This window comes from Priestia sp. YIM B13489 (assembly GCF_042787645.1).
GTDB classification, from domain to species: Bacteria; Bacillota; Bacilli; order Bacillales; family Bacillaceae_H; genus Priestia; species Priestia megaterium.
The window spans coordinates 685994-704585 of the sequence record NZ_JBHZOQ010000053.1; the positions used below are offsets into that span (position 1 = coordinate 685994).

The 18592-nt window shown below is 38.2% G+C and carries 20 protein-coding genes and 1 tRNA gene; 5 read left to right on the forward strand and 16 right to left on the reverse strand.

Annotation, left to right across the window (positions count from 1 at the left end):
• Positions 1–23: 23 nt before the first annotated feature.
• On the reverse strand, positions 24–356 hold the full coding sequence (locus ACFX4W_RS09405) for a hypothetical protein (RefSeq protein WP_013059203.1): 333 nt from the start codon (positions 354–356) through the stop codon (positions 24–26).
• A gap of 76 nt (positions 357–432) precedes the next feature.
• Between ACFX4W_RS09405 and ACFX4W_RS09410 the strand changes: the two genes are divergently transcribed.
• Entirely contained in the window at positions 433–1644 is a 1212-nt protein-coding gene (locus ACFX4W_RS09410; RefSeq protein WP_043976207.1) for an MFS transporter, read from the forward strand.
• 147 nt (positions 1645–1791) lie between these two features.
• Here the strand turns inward: ACFX4W_RS09410 and ACFX4W_RS09415 are convergent, their stop codons facing one another.
• On the reverse strand, positions 1792–2583 hold the full coding sequence (locus ACFX4W_RS09415; protein ID WP_237074129.1) for a DUF1189 domain-containing protein: 792 nt from the start codon (positions 2581–2583) through the stop codon (positions 1792–1794).
• Positions 2584–2803: 220 nt separating this feature from the next.
• Between ACFX4W_RS09415 and ACFX4W_RS09420 the strand changes: the two genes are divergently transcribed.
• The 4 genes from ACFX4W_RS09420 to ACFX4W_RS09435 all read left to right on the forward strand — a co-directional run bounded on the left by ACFX4W_RS09420 (position 2804) and on the right by ACFX4W_RS09435 (position 5887).
• The gene (locus ACFX4W_RS09420; RefSeq protein WP_080781555.1) at positions 2804–4459 is read left to right on the forward strand and encodes a Na/Pi cotransporter family protein; all 1656 of its coding nucleotides are present in this window, start codon (positions 2804–2806) and stop codon (positions 4457–4459) included.
• A gap of 86 nt (positions 4460–4545) precedes the next feature.
• On the forward strand, positions 4546–5031 hold the full coding sequence (locus ACFX4W_RS09425; RefSeq protein ID WP_043976211.1) for a DUF456 domain-containing protein: 486 nt from the start codon (positions 4546–4548) through the stop codon (positions 5029–5031).
• Positions 5032–5093: 62 nt separating this feature from the next.
• Positions 5094–5164 (forward strand) — tRNA-Asn (locus ACFX4W_RS09430).
• A gap of 585 nt (positions 5165–5749) precedes the next feature.
• Entirely contained in the window at positions 5750–5887 is a 138-nt protein-coding gene (locus tag ACFX4W_RS09435) for a hypothetical protein (RefSeq protein WP_377559363.1), read from the forward strand.
• A 220-nt stretch (positions 5888–6107) separates the two neighbouring features.
• Here ACFX4W_RS09435 and ACFX4W_RS09440 read toward each other — a convergent pair whose 3' ends face one another.
• The 14 genes from ACFX4W_RS09440 to trmFO all read right to left on the reverse strand — a co-directional run bounded on the left by ACFX4W_RS09440 (position 6108) and on the right by trmFO (position 18563).
• Entirely contained in the window at positions 6108–6725 is a 618-nt protein-coding gene (locus tag ACFX4W_RS09440; RefSeq protein WP_043976484.1) for a MotE family protein, read from the reverse strand.
• A gap of 9 nt (positions 6726–6734) precedes the next feature.
• Positions 6735–7178 (reverse strand): flagellar export protein FliJ, encoded by a 444-nt coding sequence (fliJ, locus tag ACFX4W_RS09445; protein ID WP_043976483.1) that lies wholly within the window; start codon positions 7176–7178, stop codon positions 6735–6737.
• A gap of 2 nt (positions 7179–7180) precedes the next feature.
• Positions 7181–8494, reverse strand: coding sequence for a flagellar protein export ATPase FliI (gene fliI, locus ACFX4W_RS09450; protein WP_043976481.1), 1314 nt, complete (start codon positions 8492–8494; stop codon positions 7181–7183).
• Entirely contained in the window at positions 8469–9257 is a 789-nt protein-coding gene (gene fliH / locus ACFX4W_RS09455) for a flagellar assembly protein FliH (protein WP_043976479.1), read from the reverse strand. The genes fliI and fliH overlap by 26 nt, the downstream gene beginning before the upstream one ends.
• Complete coding sequence (fliG, locus tag ACFX4W_RS09460; RefSeq protein ID WP_025750326.1) at positions 9250–10269, reverse strand: flagellar motor switch protein FliG; 1020 nt, start codon at positions 10267–10269, stop codon at positions 9250–9252. The genes fliH and fliG overlap by 8 nt, the downstream gene beginning before the upstream one ends.
• Positions 10270–10280: 11 nt before the next feature.
• Positions 10281–11873: a flagellar basal-body MS-ring/collar protein FliF gene (gene fliF / locus ACFX4W_RS09465; protein ID WP_043976477.1), complete on the reverse strand. Its 1593-nt coding sequence runs from the start codon at positions 11871–11873 to the stop codon at positions 10281–10283.
• 49 nt (positions 11874–11922) lie between these two features.
• The gene (gene fliE / locus ACFX4W_RS09470) at positions 11923–12213 is read right to left on the reverse strand and encodes a flagellar hook-basal body complex protein FliE (RefSeq protein ID WP_043976475.1); all 291 of its coding nucleotides are present in this window, start codon (positions 12211–12213) and stop codon (positions 11923–11925) included.
• Between the two features lie 12 nt (positions 12214–12225).
• Positions 12226–12675 (reverse strand): flagellar basal body rod protein FlgC, encoded by a 450-nt coding sequence (gene flgC / locus ACFX4W_RS09475; RefSeq protein ID WP_013084799.1) that lies wholly within the window; start codon positions 12673–12675, stop codon positions 12226–12228.
• Positions 12676–12677: 2 nt separating this feature from the next.
• Positions 12678–13067 (reverse strand): flagellar basal body rod protein FlgB, encoded by a 390-nt coding sequence (flgB, locus tag ACFX4W_RS09480; protein WP_043976473.1) that lies wholly within the window; start codon positions 13065–13067, stop codon positions 12678–12680.
• A gap of 441 nt (positions 13068–13508) precedes the next feature.
• Positions 13509–14288 carry a GTP-sensing pleiotropic transcriptional regulator CodY gene (gene codY, locus ACFX4W_RS09485; protein ID WP_013058882.1) on the reverse strand — a complete coding sequence of 260 codons (780 nt, stop codon included), beginning with the start codon at positions 14286–14288 and terminating at the stop codon, positions 13509–13511.
• Positions 14289–14316: 28 nt separating this feature from the next.
• Positions 14317–15717, reverse strand: a complete 1401-nt coding sequence (gene hslU, locus ACFX4W_RS09490) for an ATP-dependent protease ATPase subunit HslU (RefSeq protein WP_013084801.1) — start codon at positions 15715–15717, stop codon at positions 14317–14319.
• 16 nt (positions 15718–15733) lie between these two features.
• Positions 15734–16276 (reverse strand): ATP-dependent protease subunit HslV, encoded by a 543-nt coding sequence (hslV, locus tag ACFX4W_RS09495; RefSeq protein ID WP_013058884.1) that lies wholly within the window; start codon positions 16274–16276, stop codon positions 15734–15736.
• Between the two features lie 14 nt (positions 16277–16290).
• Entirely contained in the window at positions 16291–17193 is a 903-nt protein-coding gene (xerC, locus tag ACFX4W_RS09500) for a tyrosine recombinase XerC (protein ID WP_014458427.1), read from the reverse strand.
• A gap of 65 nt (positions 17194–17258) precedes the next feature.
• Positions 17259–18563 carry an FADH(2)-oxidizing methylenetetrahydrofolate--tRNA-(uracil(54)-C(5))-methyltransferase TrmFO gene (gene trmFO, locus ACFX4W_RS09505; protein WP_028410805.1) on the reverse strand — a complete coding sequence of 435 codons (1305 nt, stop codon included), beginning with the start codon at positions 18561–18563 and terminating at the stop codon, positions 17259–17261.
• Positions 18564–18592: the final 29 nt, after the last annotated feature.

An 18592-nucleotide genomic window follows, 5' to 3' on the forward strand; every position in this document is an offset into this window, starting at 1 on the left:
TCTTGACAAGAAGAATGCTGTCATTACTTGTAAATAGGGAACTTATACGTTTTTCCAATTTGAATATCCTCAGGCGCTGTACCGTTATTTAACTTTTTGAAGTCTGTAATCATTTGGTTCATAGAAACCGGTATCGATTTTTTTGTAAGCTCCTCAATGACGGACAAAACTGTATCGCCTGGCTTAATTTTTATTTTTGTATAGGTGGAAGAAGAGCTGGCGGCTTTTGTTTCTGCAGGCTGCGCTTTGCTGACTTGAACTGCTTCAGTAGCAGTGGGAATGGTCCCGTATTTAATGTCGTAGTGACAAATATATCCGATAAAAGCGAAAGCGGCTAATGCACATAGCTTTTTCATTATGCTCCTCCTTCATTCTTTTGCTTATGTGTAAAGCCTATGCTTGTCTTACTTAAATATGATTGGAGAACGAAAATTGAAAGAAAAATTAATGATTGTTTCATTAGGCTTATTGCCTTTAATCATGGTGCTGGGAAATTCCATGCTCATTCCTCTGCTGCCAAGCATTCAAAAGTCACTTCACTTAAGCGGAGTTCAAACCAGTTTGATACTGAGTGCATTTTCAATTCCAGCCGCATTGTGTATTCCTGCTGTAGGGATTTTATCAGACCGGTATGGGCGTAAAAAGTTAATCATATATTCACTCATCATGATGATAATAGGTAGTGTCATCGCTGCTAGTAGTGCTTCATTCTCTTCTGGAAACTTTGCTGTGTTGATAGCAGGCAGAGTCATTCAAGGGATTGGAGCTGCAGGTACTACAACGTTGGCAATGGCATTAACTGGAGATGTATTTGCAGGGGAAAAAAGAGCAAAAGTCCTCGGGATTTTAGAAGTGTATAACGGAGTTGGAAAAGTGGTTGCACCGATAATTGGAGCATCGGCAGCACTCGTCGTATGGTATGCCGCGTTTTTTGTCTATCCTTTAGCTGCAGGTGCTGCTTTAGTAGGTATAGTGATGTATGTGAGAGAAGGGAAAACAGGTTCGGATTCAGTATCTGTTCAAGAATATTTAAAGAGAGCCATTGGAATTGTCTATGATAAAAGAAAATCGCTTTTTCCTTTATTCTTTGTCGGGGGATTGGGGTTGTTTTTATTATTTGGCATTTTATATTATTTATCTTTTCTAATAGAGGAAACGTATCATATAGACGGTTTTTTTAAAGGAACCGCTTTTTTATTTCCTCTTGGTGCGATGACGCTCGTTTCTTATTGGACCGGTCAACGCATCAAAACAGATGTAGAGCTCATGAAAAAATTAATGATAGTAGGGATAATTTTTTTATTCCTGATGTTTGGAGTATTAACGATTATTTATACGCTTCCTGTGCTGATGTTTTGTTTGACAGTCGCCTTTGGCGGCTTAGGATTTGTTCTTCCGTGTATTAATATGATGATTACTTCAGCGGCTTCAGACGAAGAAAGAGGGTTTATTGTATCCATTTATGGAACGGTGAGATTTTTAGGAGTAGCGTTGGGACCTGTTGTTTTTGAAGTGTGGATGCATACTGAAAGGCTGATGTTTGTTTACAGCTTTATTCTGCTCACAGCAGGAGGTTTGTGGGTTTTGTATCAGTTGAAAATTCTTTCTTCTGCAATGGGAAGAAGAAAAGTTGTACCGAAATAAAGAGGCTGAGACTTAACTAAATCACTCCAATCACCAGCTAGAAGCAGCCGCATACATGAAACCTGTGTTCACCATATCAATAAAAAAATCCAAAAGAGGTGGATTCTCTGTCAAGAATCTAGATTCCTCGTTTGGATTCTCCTTCAACTAAAATACGTTTGTCCCAGCATCTTTATTAGGTTTTACCTTTTTTCTTATAGGAACCCTTGTGACGAGCAACAAGTAAATGAAGAATGTTCCTATCCAGTAAAGAGAGCTATGTAGTGCTAGAGACAAAGAAAAAGCTTCAAAAAGCGTATAAAGCAGCGTGAAGGCTACCGTACTATAAGCGCTCAGTGCCCATAGCTGCTTGAAAGGAAGCTGCTTTTTAGCAATGAGTCCAATCAGTTTTCCAAGATAAGCAAGGCAGGTAATAGAAAGGAAGTTTAGTCCAGATGTTAATACGTACAGTAAAAGCATAGCGATAGGGACAAGTATGTATAAAGAAAATTTTTGTTCGTGCAGCAAGTTTAACAGTTCATTTTTATCTTTATGGTGCCAGTTTAGCAACTCATATGAATACGTTTGTGTTTGTGAATTAGTCGTGATGTAAATTCCATCCTTTAAAAAACCAATGGCATGAGCAGGGGAATGAAATCGTTCAATAGACTGTGAGGGGTTTAAGATAAAAGCGGTACCGTTTACTTTTTTTGTGAAAGGTTGATTTGACGTAAGCTGTGAGTTTGAAATAGAAAAAGAAGAAACAGATTTCGGAAGATCTGTAGTAGCAATATGATAGCCGTTTACAATCGTCAAAGTCATAAAGAAAAATGTAGGCAGCAAAGAAATAAATGTTAAAAACAGCACAAAGCCAATTGTTTTATTCGTATGCTCAAAGCGAAGCGACCTTATTTTTTTGAAGGAAGTAAAACTCCATGCCATCTTTTTCAGCATGCTCATTGTAAAGCCTCCTTATATTAAAAATTCTAACTATCTCTTATTTTATAGCGAGAATTCAAGGTTTACAATAGGTTCTAGAAATCGTTTCCAATTACAATGTAAATATACTGTTAAGTTATTGTAAACATTAAGGGAAAGCCGTTTACAGTACTTTCAAACTTCATTAATAATGGTAGGGACTTATTTATGTCGTTAGAAAAAAATCAAGGAGCTGAGATATTTGGAACTAGATGTTCAAAAAATGATTTTTGAGTTTATCGGCGGACTGGGAATCTTTTTATTTGGAATTAAGTTCATGGGAGATGGATTGCAAAAGTCAGCAGGAGACAAATTACGTGATATTTTAGACAGATTTACTACTAATCCGTTTATGGGAGTTCTAGCAGGTATCCTAGTTACTGTTCTTATTCAGAGCAGCTCAGGAACTACTGTTATTACGGTAGGCTTAGTAAGTGCTGGTTTTATGACTTTGCGCCAAGCTATAGGCGTTATTATGGGAGCAAATATCGGTACGACAGTTACAGCTTTTATAATCGGAATTGACATTTCGAGCTACGCTCTTCCTATTCTCGCAGTGGGAGCTATTTTACTCTTTTTCTTTAAAAGTAAGGCAGTTCAAAACTTTGGCCAGATCGCTTTTGGTTTTGGCATGCTCTTCTTTGGTTTAGAGCTTATGGGAAGTGGAATGAAGCCGCTTAGGTCCCTTCAACAATTTCAAGATTTAACTGTAAGCATGAGCGATAATCCTATTTTAGGAGTCGTAATTGGCACTTTATTTACGGTAATTGTTCAAAGTTCTAGCGCTACTATTGGCATTCTACAAGAACTTTTTGGACAGGGCGCTATTGATATACAGGCAGCGCTGCCTGTACTGTTTGGAGATAATATTGGCACAACTATTACTGCCATTTTAGCTTCAATCGGGGCAAGTGTAGCTGCAAGAAGGGCTGCTTTAACGCATGTCATGTTTAACTTAATTGGTACAACAATCTTTTTGATTATCTTGCCTCTATTTACTCGTTTTGTGGAATATTTGAAAGTAGCAATGGATTTGAATCCTGAAATGACGATTGCGTTTGCTCATGGTATTTTTAACACAACCAATACAATTATCCAGTTCCCGTTGATCGGTCTGCTTGCTTTAATTGTGACAAAACTAATTCCTGGAGAAGATGCTGTTATAGACTTTAAGCCTAAGCATCTTGATCCGATTTTTATTGAGCAGTCCTCTTCAATTGCTCTTGGTCAGGCAAAGGCAGAGCTGATTCGTATGGGAGAGTTTGCGACGCTTGGGTTGGAAGAGGCAAACGGCTATTTAAAAACACGTCAGCCTCAACATGCTGATGCTACTATGCAAATTGAAAATGCGATTAATAATCTGGATAAAAAAATTACTGATTATTTAGTGCTGTTATCCCGCTCTTCAATGTCAGAAGCAGAAAGTGAGGAACATTCGGTTCTTCTAGATACAGCACGAGATATTGAGCGTATTGGCGATCATTTTGAGAACATTATTGAGCTTGTTGATTATCAAATTACGAACAAAGTAAAGATGACCAAAGAAGCTAATAACGATTTAGCTGATATGTTCGAATTGACTATTCTAACAGTTAAAGAAGCTGTCTCTTCTTTAGAAAAAGTGGATAGAGAAAAAGCAGTACAAGTCATTCAAAAAGAAGAACAGATTGATGCGATGGAGCGTCTACTTCGTAAGAAGCACATTTTACGTCTGAATGAAAACATTTGTACAGGATCTGCTGCTATTGTTTTTGTCGATATTATTAGCAACTTAGAACGGGTCGGGGATCATGCGGTTAATATTGCGGAAGCGGTACTGGGCGATCGTTATGCAAAGACCTATTCACAGGTAACATAAAGAAAGACCTTGCTTAAGCAAGGTCTTTCTTTATAGGTGTAGTTATTGTATGATAAATAGTAATACTAAAAAGGATAGGTGCGAACGTGGCTATTTTATGTTGGGCATTAATTATCGTTAGCTTTGTTGTATCGTTTGTTGGGTTGGTTTATCCCATCATCCCAAGCGTGCTATTTGTAGCTCTAGGATTTGTTATATACGGTTTATTTTATGATTTCAGCTCCTATAGCTGGTTATTTTGGGTGATACAAGGATTGTTAGTTGTCGCACTTTTTTTAGCAGACTATATAGCTAATATTATTGGTGTGAAAAAATTCGGAGGCACTAGAGCAGGTGTTTGGGGAAGTACAGTTGGGCTGCTTGTAGGTCCGTTTGTCATTCCGGGATTTGGAATTATTTTAGGGCCGTTTATCGGAGCGATTGTAGGAGAACTGATTGTTCATCGGACCACAATTAGCAACGCAGTAAAAATTGGAGTAGGTTCGGTTATTGGCTTTTTTAGTGGCGCTATTTCAAAAGGATTTATTCAACTGCTGATGATTGCCTATTTTTTATACGCTGTTTTAAAATAATATATTGACTTTAGGCTAGAAACATGTTAAATTTTTAATGTCGCTAGTAAATGTTATATTGTTCCACAGTAGCTCAGTGGTAGAGCTATCGGCTGTTAACCGATCGGTCGTAGGTTCGAGTCCTACCTGTGGANCATTTAACAGATTGTCAGACTGTTGATGATCAGATTTTACTTTCCCTAGATCAATAGAAAACTCTTGGATCTTGGGTACTTCTTTAGATCTGAAAGATGATGGATGATTTTCTAACGTCGCCCCGGCCGTGCTAGCAGTGAAAGAAATTTCACTATCTTTTTTTGAACTATCCCTATCCATACTTTCGTTACGTAAAACCACATCTTTTTTCCATGGAAGCTGATTCAAAAATGGCACTTTTTCCTCTTTATGAACAGCGTCCATATCTCTTACAGAACTTTTTGGGGCCGCATGAACAACGGCGAAGAAACCAGCTGAGCGCTTTTCATGTAAGGTATCGGTTAATACACGTGGTTGTTTATGAATTTTCTCTATTTTTTCAGCAGCAGCTTTCCGCAAACCCTCAAGCTGCGAATTCGAAAGGGTCACTGACTGCAGCTGCGGTTTTTGTAGTTCTTCCATGAGCTGAGCGAACTCCGTTTGAAACGCAGATGATGTATTTTTACAAATGGTCAACAAGGTAGAAATAGAAGACAAATATTGTTCTTGACTGTCTGTTTCAGATGAAACAGGTGCCCGCTGCATGTCTGTTAACACGTGCTGCAGCTTTAGAAGCGGCTGTTCCAAATCTAGACTACTTGGAATACTACTGATCATCTCAGCTAGATGTTCGTACAAGACAGACGGTTCATCTTCTTCATCTTCTGCTTCGCTTAACTGAATCGCCATTAATCCGACCGCCTTGAAGACGTCTCCATCTACCGCATGTTCATCGGATAATTTCTCCCCGCGCGCTAAAGACTGCGCATCTAGCTGCTTAAGCTGCTGAACGATTTCTTCCAAAAAACCCTGAGTCTTACTAGCAGCTACTTTTTCATCGCAGTTTACCTTTGATGCAGCTGCTGGACGTAGTGAAATTTCCACTGTTTTCACCTCTGCTTTTATTCCTCAATCTGATCTGTTAACAATGTCGTATAGCGTGCAGCTACTTTCGGATCCATTTTTTCTAAGATTGCCGTTCTTGTACTCGCTTTGAACTGCTTAAGCATCGCGACCGCTTTGTCTTCTTTTAATTCGGCAAAGATGAGCGCTGCATTTTTAGGAGACATATTTTCATAAGTTGCAATGACATCTTTTTTTTCCAGCTGATTGTTCTTTTGTTTTTTCGCTTCATCATCGGCTTTTTCTTCCATATCGCGCATTTCAATTTTTAGTTCATCCATTTGACGATCTTTTGTAGCGATCGTTTTCTCATAAGCTGCGATTTGCTTTTCTTTCGTGCTCAGCTTCTTTTGAAGGCTCTCAACCTGCTTTTGTATTTCTTCATTGCTTTCTTGAATATTTTCATTTTTTTGCGACTGTTCACTTGATACAAACGGAATGGCGTGTGTAATACCTGAAACTTTATCATTTACATTAACGCCTAAAAGCGTCAGAACAATATAAGCCGCCAAGATGAGGAACACCGCTGGAATAAAGATTAAAAATAAAAACACTTGGCTTTTACTGTAAGACTTTTCTTCTTCGTACTCTTCTCTTAACTCTTTTTGATTAGCCATGTTTTCCACCTAATTCCTATGCAGCATATACTGCTGTAGCGACAGCTCATCCATTTGCTTCGCTTCTAACTGTTTTTCCGCGGTTATATAAGAATCGTAGTCTCTCTTTTTTAACTTTTCATACTTCTTTACTTCTATGTTCTTTTCTTCTAGCTTCAGTTTCTTTAAGTTCATTTGCTGTCTTGCAAACATGACCTCTTGTTGCAGCCTTTCAATCACTCGTTCGGCACTTGTTAAAAACTGCTGAAACGATGTAATTTCTAAAATAGAAAGCCCTTGCTTCATTTTGCCCGTATGCTGTTCAATCAGCGTTTCTTTTTCTTTTAGCTTTTTATAAAGCTTTTTACCCGCTGTTTCAAACTGCTGCAAGGATTGATTATATTGAGATAGCAGTTCATCCTTTTCATTTGACTTGATTGCCATTATTTTAGATAACCTAAATTCATATGCCATATTTACTCACCTTTCACAAACAGTTCACAGAGCTTTGTTACACTTGTTTCAAATGATGGATGTTCGTTCGTTTTTTGCTTTAAAAATGCATCAATGACAGGATGATAGTGGATGGCCTCATCAATGTAAGCAGAAGATCCTCTTTTATAGGCACCTATGTTAATTAAGTCTTCAGAATTAGCATAGGTAGCCATTAATGAACGCAGTTTTTCAGCTGCTTCTTTGTGCCGTTCACTTACGATATGGTTCATCACGCGACTAACGCTTTTTAAGACATTGATGGCCGGATATTGACCTTTATTGGCCAGCTCCCGGTCTAGTACAATATGTCCGTCTATAATGCCTCGCACCGTATCCGAAATAGGTTCGTTCATATCATCACCGTCTACTAATACAGTGTAAAAAGCAGTAATAGATCCATGTTGATTAGTTCCTGTACGTTCAAGCAGCCTTGGCAAGCTAGCAAAAACAGATGGTGTATAACCTTTGGTAGTCGGAGGTTCACCTACGGCTAATCCAATTTCTCTTTGAGCCATTGCTACACGGGTAACAGAATCCATCATCATCATGACGCTCAGCCCCTCATCTCGAAAGTATTCAGCAATAGAAGTAGCTGTATATGCTGCTTTCATTCGAAGCAGAGCAGGCTGATCCGAGGTAGCAACTACTACAACGGAGCGCTTTAACCCTTCCTCTCCAAGATCTCGCTCAATAAACTCTCTAACTTCTCTTCCTCGCTCGCCTACAAGGGCAATGACATTGATATCTGCTTTTGTATTGCGTGCAATCATCCCGAGCAGCGTACTTTTCCCAACACCGCTTCCTGCAAAAATACCGATGCGCTGCCCTTGACCTACTGTTAGCAAACTATCAATCGTTCGTACCCCTACTTCAATTGGCTGTTCAATAGGCGGGCGCTCTAAGGGGTTAGGCGGGTCTTGGTCGGTTAAAACAAACGGCAGATATTGAGAAAGTTCAGACCCGTCTAAAGGGTTCCCTAGCGAATCAAGCACTTGACCTATTAACTCTTTTCCCACGCTTACCTGCAGAGGTTTTTCTGTCGTTTCCACTAGGCAGCCAGGTCCGATATATCGAACAGATGTATAAGGCATTAAAACGACGTGCTCACCGTTAAAACCAACAACTTCTGCACGAATTTTATCTCCTCGTTCACTAAGATGAATAAAGCAAACATCTCCTATTGACGTTCTAGGTCCTTTAGATTCAATCATCATTCCTACTACTCGGCTGACTTTCCCGTACCGTTTAAAAGAAGATATGCGCGGGATTTCATGAATGAGTTGTGCGACTTTCATGTTTACTCTCCTCTAACAAACGTTCTTTTAATTTTTTCTTCATTTCCGTTAACTGACTATCAAAAGAAGCAACAAGACGCCCATAAGAGGAGTCGATGACACAATCCATTTCCTGAAGATTTTCATCTGCATAAATAAATAGCCCGGTTTCTCCGTTCAACAAATCGAACAGTTCTCGTTTATGTTCACATACATATGCATATTTTTTCGGAGAAACAAAAAGCTGGATTTCTTTATGTTCTCTAACTTCTTTTAAAGACCTTGCAACAAGTGATAAAAATGATTCATCTCTTTGAAGCTGCTCATTTAAAATCGTTTCAGCTAGGGTGAAACCTAATTCAAAGATGATTTCTTCAGATTGATTTATATATTCGTAGTACTGATTCTTTGTTTCGTCAACAATGTTTCGCGACATGGCTAATACATGCTCATACTCTTGTTTTCCTTGAAGTAGCCCTTCTTCGTATCCTTCTTCATAGCCTCGCTTTTGTTCTTGTTGAAACAGCAGCACCTTCTCTTCTTCCCACTGCTTTTTCAAACGTTCAATTTCGTTTTGAACTTGTTTTCGGTAAGCGTCTGCCTCGGCCTTTATTATTTCAGCTTCACTGTGCGCTTGTTTAATAACATGCTGTGCATTTTCTTGCTGAAGATGCTCTTCTGTGGGCTCATCTTGTATCGGAAAACCAAACGGAATGACTTGAATGTGCTTCGCATTTTCGTCTGAAAGTTTGTTCGTATAAGTTGATTTAATGATATTAGACAATAATATCGTCTCCTCCACCTCGAGCTAGTACAATTTCACCAGCATCTTCTAAACGTCTAATTGCAGCAACGATACGTGACTGAGCTTCCTCTACATCTTTCAAACGCACAGGACCCATAAATTCCATTTCTTCTTTAAACGTTTCCACCATACGGCTAGACATATTTTTAAAAATAATAGATTTCACTTCTTCACTTGCTACTTTTAAGCTCAACAATAAATCATCATTTTCTACATCTCGTATCACACGCTGAATAGAACGGTTATCGAGCGTTACGATATCCTCAAATACAAACATTCGCTGTTTGATTTCTTCTGCTAATGCCGGATCTTGAATTTCAAGCGTATCAATAATAATTTTTTCAGTCGCTCGGTCTACTCCATTTAATACTTCAACTACTGCTTCTAAACCACCTGTTTGGGTATAGTCTTGGGTAACAGTAGCAGAAAGCTTTCTCTCTAAAATTTGCTCCACTTCATTAATGACTTCGGGAGACGTACTTCCCATCGTGGCAATCCGTCTTGCAATATCCGCTTGCCTTTCCTGAGGCAGTGATGATAAGATTTGTCCTGCCTGCGGCGGCTCTAAGTAAGATAAAATAAGGGCAATCGTCTGAGGATGCTCATGCTGAATGAAATTTAACAGCTGCATAGGATCAGCTTTTCTGGCAAAATCAAACGGACGAACTTGCAAAGAAGAAGTTAATCGATTGATAATCATCATAGCCTGCTCTGGTCCAAGTGCTTTTTCTAACACCTGTTTCGCATAGCTTACTCCTCCTTTTTCAAGGTAGTTTTGAGCAAGCGTTATTTGTTCAAACTCATGAAGCACAGCTTCTTTTAGAGACGGCTCTACTTTTCTCACTGAAGAAATTTCAAGCGTTAGTTGCTCAATTTCATCTTCACTGAGATGTTTATAGATAGAAGCTGATACATCCGGACCGAGAGAAATCAACAAAATTGCTGCTTTTTGCTTTCCAGTTAACTCATTTTTTTGCATAGCCTTTACCATTAGCTTTCCTCCTAATCCTCACTAATCCATGTTCGCAGCAGTTTTGCAAACTCTTCCGGGTCTTGCTTCGCTAACGTTTCAAGATTGCTTTTTGTTTGCTGTTCAGCACTTAAAACAGGAGCTTTTTGTGCCGCTTCATATGCTTCAAAAGTTTCCTCGTACTCTTCATCATATTCCTCTTCATCAAAGTCTTGACGTCTTTTCCTAACCAACAGCACAATAAGAACAACAATAATAAGCAGCAGTGCTCCTCCGGTTATATACATCCACAATGGAATCGAACTTGCTGTGTTGTCAGCTGTTTCTTGTCCATTAAACGGCTGAACGGAAACGGTAATCTTATCGCTGACCGCGTTATCCGAGAGGGCTTTCGTATTTGCGTCTTTTGAAATAGAAGTACGGACAATTGTACCTAACATTTTTTGAACGTCTGACTCAAGCGTATCGGAAACTTGTGATTTCCCTTTTGCATTGGACGGATCTATCATTACTTGAATGCCAAGATCTTGAATTTTGTATGGACTTTCGACGATTTCTTTATGAATTCTATTCACTTCATAATTAATTCGTTCTTCGTTTTTTTCGTAGTCTCCGTCTCCACTTGTTGTACTAGATGAGTAATTTGTTGTATCTTCTTCTCCTGTTCCAGCAACGCCTCCATCTTGAGCGTTTTTACCAGAAAATGTTTCATTAATTTTTTCAGCGCTAACGGCAATTCCTTGCATATTATCTTTATCAACAGGCTCTACTAGCTTTTCTTCGCGATTTTCCTGTGTAAAATCAAGATCTGCTGTAACAGAGACCATTACTTTGTCTTGACCGACCAGTCTTCCTAGCATTTGCTGTACTTGACGCTGAATATCTCGCTCAACTTCTTTTTTCGCTTCGTTCTGCGAAGCAAATGAGCTAGAAGCTGAATTCGTTTCGTTACCTTTTAAATCAAAGTACTCAAAATATTGGTTCATGATGACAATATTATCTGTAGGAAGGTTTGGCACACTTTTGGATACTAAATGATAAAGAGATTTAATTTGCTGATCATCAAATTTATAACCAGCCTTTGTATTAAGCACAATCGATGCTGATGCTTCTCCCTGCTTTTCATTCGCCCAGACGCTTTCATTGGGAAGGGTAATCATCACTTTTGCATCATTGACTCCTTGAATGTTTTTCATTAAGTTAGCCAATTCAGTTTGCATCGCATCGAGTTTTAACACATTAAATTCATTATCTGTCATACCAAAGCTCGCATTTTTCCCAAAAAACGAATAGTCGATACTTCCGCTATCAGGAATTCCCTGTGCAGCTAAATCAACTTTTAGCGAGTCAACGCTTTGTTCAGGTACCGAAATGGTTGTTCCGTTATCAGAGATTTCTGAAGGAACGCTTCTAGCATCAAGCTCTGCTTTGATTTGTCCTGTTTCTTGAGCCGATAGATTGCTATAAAGAGGGACAAATTTATCCTTGTTTAAAAAAACAGATGCTAAACTAATGACTAGAACAGCCGCAAGAGGAGCAGCGATAAGGGCTATTTTTTGTCCTTTTTTGCGGTTATTCCAAAAGACTTTCATCTTATCTCGATAAAGAGCTATTCTTTCATTCATGGTATTCCTCCGGTTATTACTATTTTCATTTTCTTTAATAACCGCTCAATTACATTTGCATTCTCATCATTTCCTGATAGGCTTCAACAGCTTTATTGCGTATTTCAAGAGCCGTTTGCATCGTAATACTTGCTTTTTGAGCAGTAATCATTACATCTTGGAGTTCGACGTTTTCTCCTTTAGCAAGCTTTTCAGTCGCTATATCCGAAGCGCGTTGAGTATTGTTTAACTCATTGATTGAGTCTTTTAAAAACGTTGAAAACTGTTGAGTTGTTTGTCCAGTGGTAGTAGAAGTTGCTGTTTTTGCTATGGCTATTTGATTGCTGATACCATTAATCATTTTATCGCTCCTTTATTTCCCAATTTCTAATGCCTTTGTTAATATACTTTTGTTTGTATTAAAGACCGTCACGTTTGCTTCATAAGATCGAGTAGCACTAATTAAATCCGTCATTTCCTTTAAAGGATCTACGTTCGGCATCTGCACGTACCCTTGGTCATTCGCATCTGGATGCGTCGGGTTATATACTAAATTAAAAGGAGTATTATCTTCTACGATATCTGTGACTTTTACACCATTGTTTTGATTTTTATTGATTTCGGAGTGTAAGACGGACGAAAAAGAAGGCGAACGATCAGACTGCATGACAACCATTTTTCTTTTGTAAGGCTGCCACTCACCATTAACGTACGTCCCTCTTGTCGTTTCAGCATTCGCCATATTAGATGAAACAACGTCCATCCTTAAACGATTGGCAGTTAAAGCTGAAGATGTAATATTCATATTTTGAAAAATAGTCAAACTTATTTACCTCCTCTAATGACTGTTTGAAGAGAATTAAATTTTCCATTTAAACGATCTACTAGCGCCTCATAGTAAATTTGATTTTCAGCCATATCCGCCATCTCTTTATCCATATCCACATTGTTTCCATTTGCTTGATAGGAAGTGTTTCCTTGCTGGGTAATCACTCGCTGGGATGAACCGGAAAATGGGATATGTTTTGAATCAGTCTGATATGCTTCTAACTCGTTATGTAATAAATCTCGGAATTCACTCGTACGCGATACGGTTTTCGATTTATAATTTGGAGTATCAACATTTGCAATATTTTGTGCAATCGTCTGCTGCTTTTGTGACGCGTAGCTAATTCCATTTTCAATTGTTTGAAAAGTAGTTGAAAACAAACTCACTTCTTACACCTGCTTATCTATTCTATTTTTCTCAAAATGAGACAAATTTCGACTTTAGTACCATAGAACTTATTGTAAGAAAAACTTCATGCAATGTCTATCCTTTTTTAAGAACTTTTGGACTATAAACCAAAATTTTCATTCGTTTTCCAAGCATATTTTAACATCAATGCTATACTTTAGCTCTATTTTTTTAATTTAAAATCAAAATATATACCATAAGTCCTGAACAATATGTAATAAAAGTAACGATTTGTAATCAACTAGTATCTTTTTACTATTTAAAGATTCTATAATATAATTTTTAGATTTTTATATGAACTTTGTTAAAGATTTATAAAAATAGTGAACGAATCGTCTTAACCCACAGCGAATCTTTTTGTACTGAGAGCATACAAAAAAGCACACGGGCAAAGCCCGTGTGCTTTTTTGTTCATAAACTTAGTTAGATTTTAATTTTTCAAGCTCTACTAAGAATTTGTTGTTAAGAACTTTAATGTAAGTTCCTTTCATTCCTAAAGAACGTGATTCGATAACGCCAGCACTTTCTAATTTACGTAGCGCATTTACGATTACTGAACGTGTAATTCCAACGCGGTCAGCAATTTTACTTGCTACTAATAGTCCTTCATTTCCATTTAACTCTTCAAAGATGTGCTCAATAGCTTCTAACTCACTGTATGATAATGAGCTAATTGCCATTTGTACAACAGCTTTGCTACGTGCTTCTTCTTCAATTTCTTCTGCTTTTTCACGAAGAATTTCCATACCTACTACCGTTGCACCGTATTCAGCAAGGATTAAATCATCGTCTTCGAACTGACGGTCTAAACGAGATAATACAAGCGTACCTAGACGCTCTCCGCCTCCGATAATTGGAACGATTGTTGTTAGTCCTGCATCAAATAAGTCTTTATTTTCAACTGGGAAAGCTGTATATTGACTTTCAATGTTTAAGTTAGAAGATGTTTCTTGAATGTTAAATAAGCTTTGAGTATATTCTTCTGGGAACTGGCGTGCTTCTAACATATCTTTCATGCGCGCATTCTCAATTTGCTGTTTAACAGCGATTCCTAATAATTTACCGCGACGGCTTACTACGAATACGTTTGATTCGATCACTTCGCAAAGTGTTTCAGCCATTTCTTTAAAGTTTACTGGTTTACCAGCTGCTTTTTGTAGCATTGCATTAATCTTTCTAGTTTTCCCTAATAAATCCATTAGTACTCTTCCTCCTGCGATTTCAGTTCTATAAAATAAATTGACTCAAATCTTTGTTTTTAGCGATTTTTTCTAATTTTTCTTCCACGTACTGTGGAGTAATCACAATTTTCTCTAATGTTACTTCTGGTGCTTCAAACGATAAATCCTCTAGCAAACGTTCTAAAATCGTATGAAGCCTTCTTGCACCAATATTGTCTGTATCTTGATTTACCTGATATGCAATTTCTGCAATCTTACGTATAGCATCGTCAGAAAATTCAATTTGTATACCTTCAGTTTCCAATAATGCCGCATATTGCTTTAATAACGCATTATCTGGCTCTACTAAAATGTTTATAAAATCTTCAACGGTTAGCTTCGTTAATTCAACGCGAATTGGGAATCGACCTTGCAATTCTGGAATTAAATCCGACGGTTTTGATACATGGAAAGCACCGGCTGCTACAAATAAAACATGATCAGTTTTGACTGCGCCATATTTTGTAACAATCGTTGACCCTTCTACAATTGGTAAAATATCTCGCTGTACGCCTTCACGTGAAACATCAGCGGAAGATGAATTACCACTTTTCTGAGCAATTTTATCAATTTCGTCAATGAAAATAATTCCGTATTGTTCTGCACGATTCACAGCTTCTTGCGTCACTTCATCCATATCAATCAATTTTTGCGCTTCTTCATTTGTTAATACTTTTCGTGCATCTTTAACAGTAAGTTTGCGCTTTTTTTGTTTTTTAGGCATAAAATTGCTTAAGGCATCCTGCATGTTCATGCCCATTTGTTCCATACCCGAACCTTGTAACATATCAAACATAGAAGGCTGTTGCTCTTCTACTTCAATTGTGACATAATGATTTTCAAGCTCTCCTAAAGCAAGCTGATGAGCAATCTGCTTGCGCTTCGTTGCAATATTCGTTTCCTCATCTTGATCAGGATCCGCATCGCTTGACTGTGTACCGTTTGAAAAAATCATTTCAAACGGATTTTTAAACGATTGCTGCTTCTTTTTACTTGGAACAAGAAGCTCTACTATCCGCTTGTTTGCATTTTCTTCTGCGCGATCACGCACGCCGTTCATTTTTTCTTCTTTCACAAGTCGAACTGACGTTTCCACTAAATCACGAACCATTGATTCTACATCGCGTCCTACATATCCAACTTCCGTAAATTTTGTTGCCTCAACCTTAATAAAAGGTGCACCGACAAGCTTAGCTAAGCGGCGTGCAATCTCGGTTTTACCCACACCTGTAGGACCAATCATTAAAATGTTTTTCGGCACAACTTCATCACGTAAAGATTCGTCTAACAGACCGCGTCGATAGCGATTTCGCAGCGCAACAGCGACCGCTTTCTTTGCCTTCGTTTGACCAATAATATACTGATCGAGCTTTTCTACAATTTGTCGAGGTGTTAAATGAGAATTCATAAAAAAATCCCCTTTCCTACAGTTCTTCTACAATAATATGATCATTTGTATAAACACATATCTCACTTGCTACATCTAAAGCTGCTTTTGCAATTTCTTTAGCTGTTAAATGTTCGCCTGCATGTTGTTTTAATGCACGTCCCGCTGATAAAGCATAATTTCCGCCTGATCCAATTGCTAAAATGCCGTCGTCCGGTTCAATAACTTCACCCGTTCCTGATACTAACAGTAAGTTATCTTTGTTCATAACAATAAGCATTGCTTCTAACTTTCGCAATACTTTGTCACTTCTCCATTGTTTAGCAAGCTCAACGGCTGCACGCTGAAGATTTCCGTTATACTCTTCAAGCTTCGTTTCAAATAATTCAAAAAGAGTGAATGCATCAGCTACTGAACCTGCAAAGCCGGCAAGAACTTGCCCTTGAAATAAACGTCTTACTTTTCGAGCAGTATGTTTCATAACAACAGCATTTCCGAACGTTACTTGTCCGTCCCCAGACATGGCACATTGACCGTTATGCTGAACCGCAAAAATCGTAGTAGCATGGAAAGTAGACAAATTAACTCCTCCTTTTATGCGCGAGGATGGTGATTCATATAAACTGCCTTTAAACGATCCTTCGTCACATGTGTGTATATTTGAGTGGTTGATAAATGTTCATGACCTAGCATTTCTTGAACTGTACGTAAATCTGCCCCTTCATTTAACATATGAGTCGCAAAAGTATGCCGCAAAACGTGTGGACTAATATGTATATTCTCAGCGGTCTTCTTTACTAACTGATCAATGACTAAGCGTATGCCTCGGTCTGTCAACGGTGTCCCCTTATAATTTAAAAAGAGCGAATGAGTATCAGAAGGAGCCTTTTTTAAAAGAAGCTTTCTTCCATTATCTATATATACTCTAAGAGCGTCCTTGGCATAACAGCCAAATGGCACGTACCGTTGTTTTTTCCCTTTGCCATATACGAGCAAAGTTTGAAGTGAAAAATCTATATCGCTAAGCTTAATAGATGCGCATTCACTCACTCGTATTCCGGTGGCATACAGCAATTCTAATAGAGACTGATTACGCTGCCCTAACGGAGTTGTTAAGTCATTCATTTGAAATAATTTCACAATCTCCTCTTCATACAGGAAGCGAGGATTTCGCTCCTCCTTTTTAGGAAGGGTAACGAGCGCAAATGGATTATCTTCTACTAATTCTTCTCTATTTAAGTAACGATAAAACGTTCTCAAACAAGAAATTTTGCGTGACATCGATCTTTTTGAATACTGCTTTTCATATAGGCGTGTTAAAAACAGCCTTGCATCAGCATATGTAACACTTTGTAGGTTTTGTATTTGCTCTTCCTGCATAAAAGACATGAAGATACCTATGTCTTTTTCATAGCAGTCAACTGTATATTTTGAATAGTTTTTCTCAATTTGTAAATATTCTAGAAAGGAATTTAATACATCTTTAACAAATTCCAATGTTATCACCTCACAAGGGCTACTAAATATTATCACAATTAAGTAGCCCTTGCAAACAATTTTGATTATTTTGTTGTAAAATTCTGAATAGTTTCCAATGCTCGTTTAGCAAGCGTTTCATTTCGTTCTTGTTTGTTTTTGATTCGCACTTCCAATTCTTTGAATAAGCCAAAGTTGGCATTCATCGGCTGGAAATTTTTTGCGTTTGTATGTGTGATATAGTGAGCCATACTGCCAATCGCCGTTTCCTGCGGCAATACAACCAATTCTTCACCAAGCACAAGTCGAGCTGCGTTCATTCCTGCCATTAATCCGCTCGCAGCTGATTCTACATATCCTTCTACTCCCGTCATTTGTCCAGCAAAGAATAAATCATCACGCTCACGATATTGATACGTAGGCTTTAACAATTTAGGAGAATTAATAAACGTATTTCTATGCATAACTCCGTAGCGTACTACTTCTGCATTTTCTAAACCTGGGATTAAGCTTAATACTTCTTTTTGTGCTCCCCATTTTAAGTGTGTTTGGAAACCTACGATATTATATAGTGTACCTGCTGCATCATCTTGACGAAGCTGAACAACTGCATAAGGTCGCTTTCCTGTTTTCGGATCTTCTAACCCAACTGGTTTCATGGGTCCAAAGAGCATTGTTTTTTCTCCGCGTGAGGCCATTACTTCAATTGGCATACATCCTTCAAAATAAATTTCTTTCTCAAATTCTTTTAAAGGAACCGTCTCTGCATTGATTAATGCTTCATGAAAACGCTGGAATTCTTCTTTTGTCATCGGACAGTTTAAATAGGCAGCTTCCCCTTTGTCATAGCGAGATTTAAGATATACTTTATCCATATCAATGCTGTCTTTTTCAATAATAGGTGCAGCCGCATCGTAAAAATATAAATAATCTTCACTTGTTAACGCGCGCAGCTGTTCTGATAAATCTTTTGACGTTAACGGACCTGTTGCAATAACAGTTGGCCCTTGTGGAATTTCCGTAATCTCTTCATTAACAACCGTTACGTTCGGATGGTTTTTAACACTTTCCGTCACACGAGCGGCAAATTCGTGACGATCAACAGCCAGTGCTCCACCTGCTGGAACCGCACACTCGTCTGCTGAACGAATAATTACAGAGTCTAATAATCGCATTTCTTCTTTTAAAACACCCACTGCATTTGTTAATGTATTTGCACGCAGTGAATTACTACATACTAATTCAGCAAATTTGTCCGTATGATGAGCAGGTGTTTGCTTCACTGGTCTCATCTCATAAAGACGGACTTTCAAACCGCGCTTTGCGATTTGCCAAGCCGCTTCACTTCCAGCAAGACCTGCTCCGATAACATTAATTACTTGTTCATTCATTGTAAATCCTCCAACTTCATTTCTATCTT

Excerpts from the sequence above, each read along its gene's own strand:
- ACFX4W_RS09405 (WP_013059203.1), bottom strand. The coding sequence starts at position 356 with ATGAAAAAGCTATGTGCATTAGCCGCTTTCGCTTTTATCGGATATATT.
- codY (WP_013058882.1), bottom strand. The coding sequence starts at position 14,288 with ATGGATTTATTAGGGAAAACTAGAAAGATTAATGCAATGCTACAAAAA.
- fliE (WP_043976475.1), bottom strand. The coding sequence starts at position 12,213 with ATGATTAATGGTATCAGCAATCAAATAGCCATAGCAAAAACAGCAACT.
- fliJ (WP_043976483.1), bottom strand. The coding sequence starts at position 7,178 with ATGGCATATGAATTTAGGTTATCTAAAATAATGGCAATCAAGTCAAAT.
- fliI (WP_043976481.1), bottom strand. The coding sequence starts at position 8,494 with ATGAAAGTCGCACAACTCATTCATGAAATCCCGCGCATATCTTCTTTT.
- trmFO (WP_028410805.1), bottom strand. The coding sequence starts at position 18,563 with ATGAATGAACAAGTAATTAATGTTATCGGAGCAGGTCTTGCTGGAAGT.
- fliF (WP_043976477.1), bottom strand. The coding sequence starts at position 11,873 with ATGAATGAAAGAATAGCTCTTTATCGAGATAAGATGAAAGTCTTTTGG.
- fliG (WP_025750326.1), bottom strand. The coding sequence starts at position 10,269 with ATGGTAAAGGCTATGCAAAAAAATGAGTTAACTGGAAAGCAAAAAGCA.
- ACFX4W_RS09440 (WP_043976484.1), bottom strand. The coding sequence starts at position 6,725 with ATGGCTAATCAAAAAGAGTTAAGAGAAGAGTACGAAGAAGAAAAGTCT.
- hslU (WP_013084801.1), bottom strand. The coding sequence starts at position 15,717 with ATGAATTCTCATTTAACACCTCGACAAATTGTAGAAAAGCTCGATCAG.
- ACFX4W_RS09435 (WP_377559363.1), top strand. The coding sequence starts at position 5,750 with ATGTCTGTTAACACGTGCTGCAGCTTTAGAAGCGGCTGTTCCAAATCT.
- ACFX4W_RS09415 (WP_237074129.1), bottom strand. The coding sequence starts at position 2,583 with ATGAGCATGCTGAAAAAGATGGCATGGAGTTTTACTTCCTTCAAAAAA.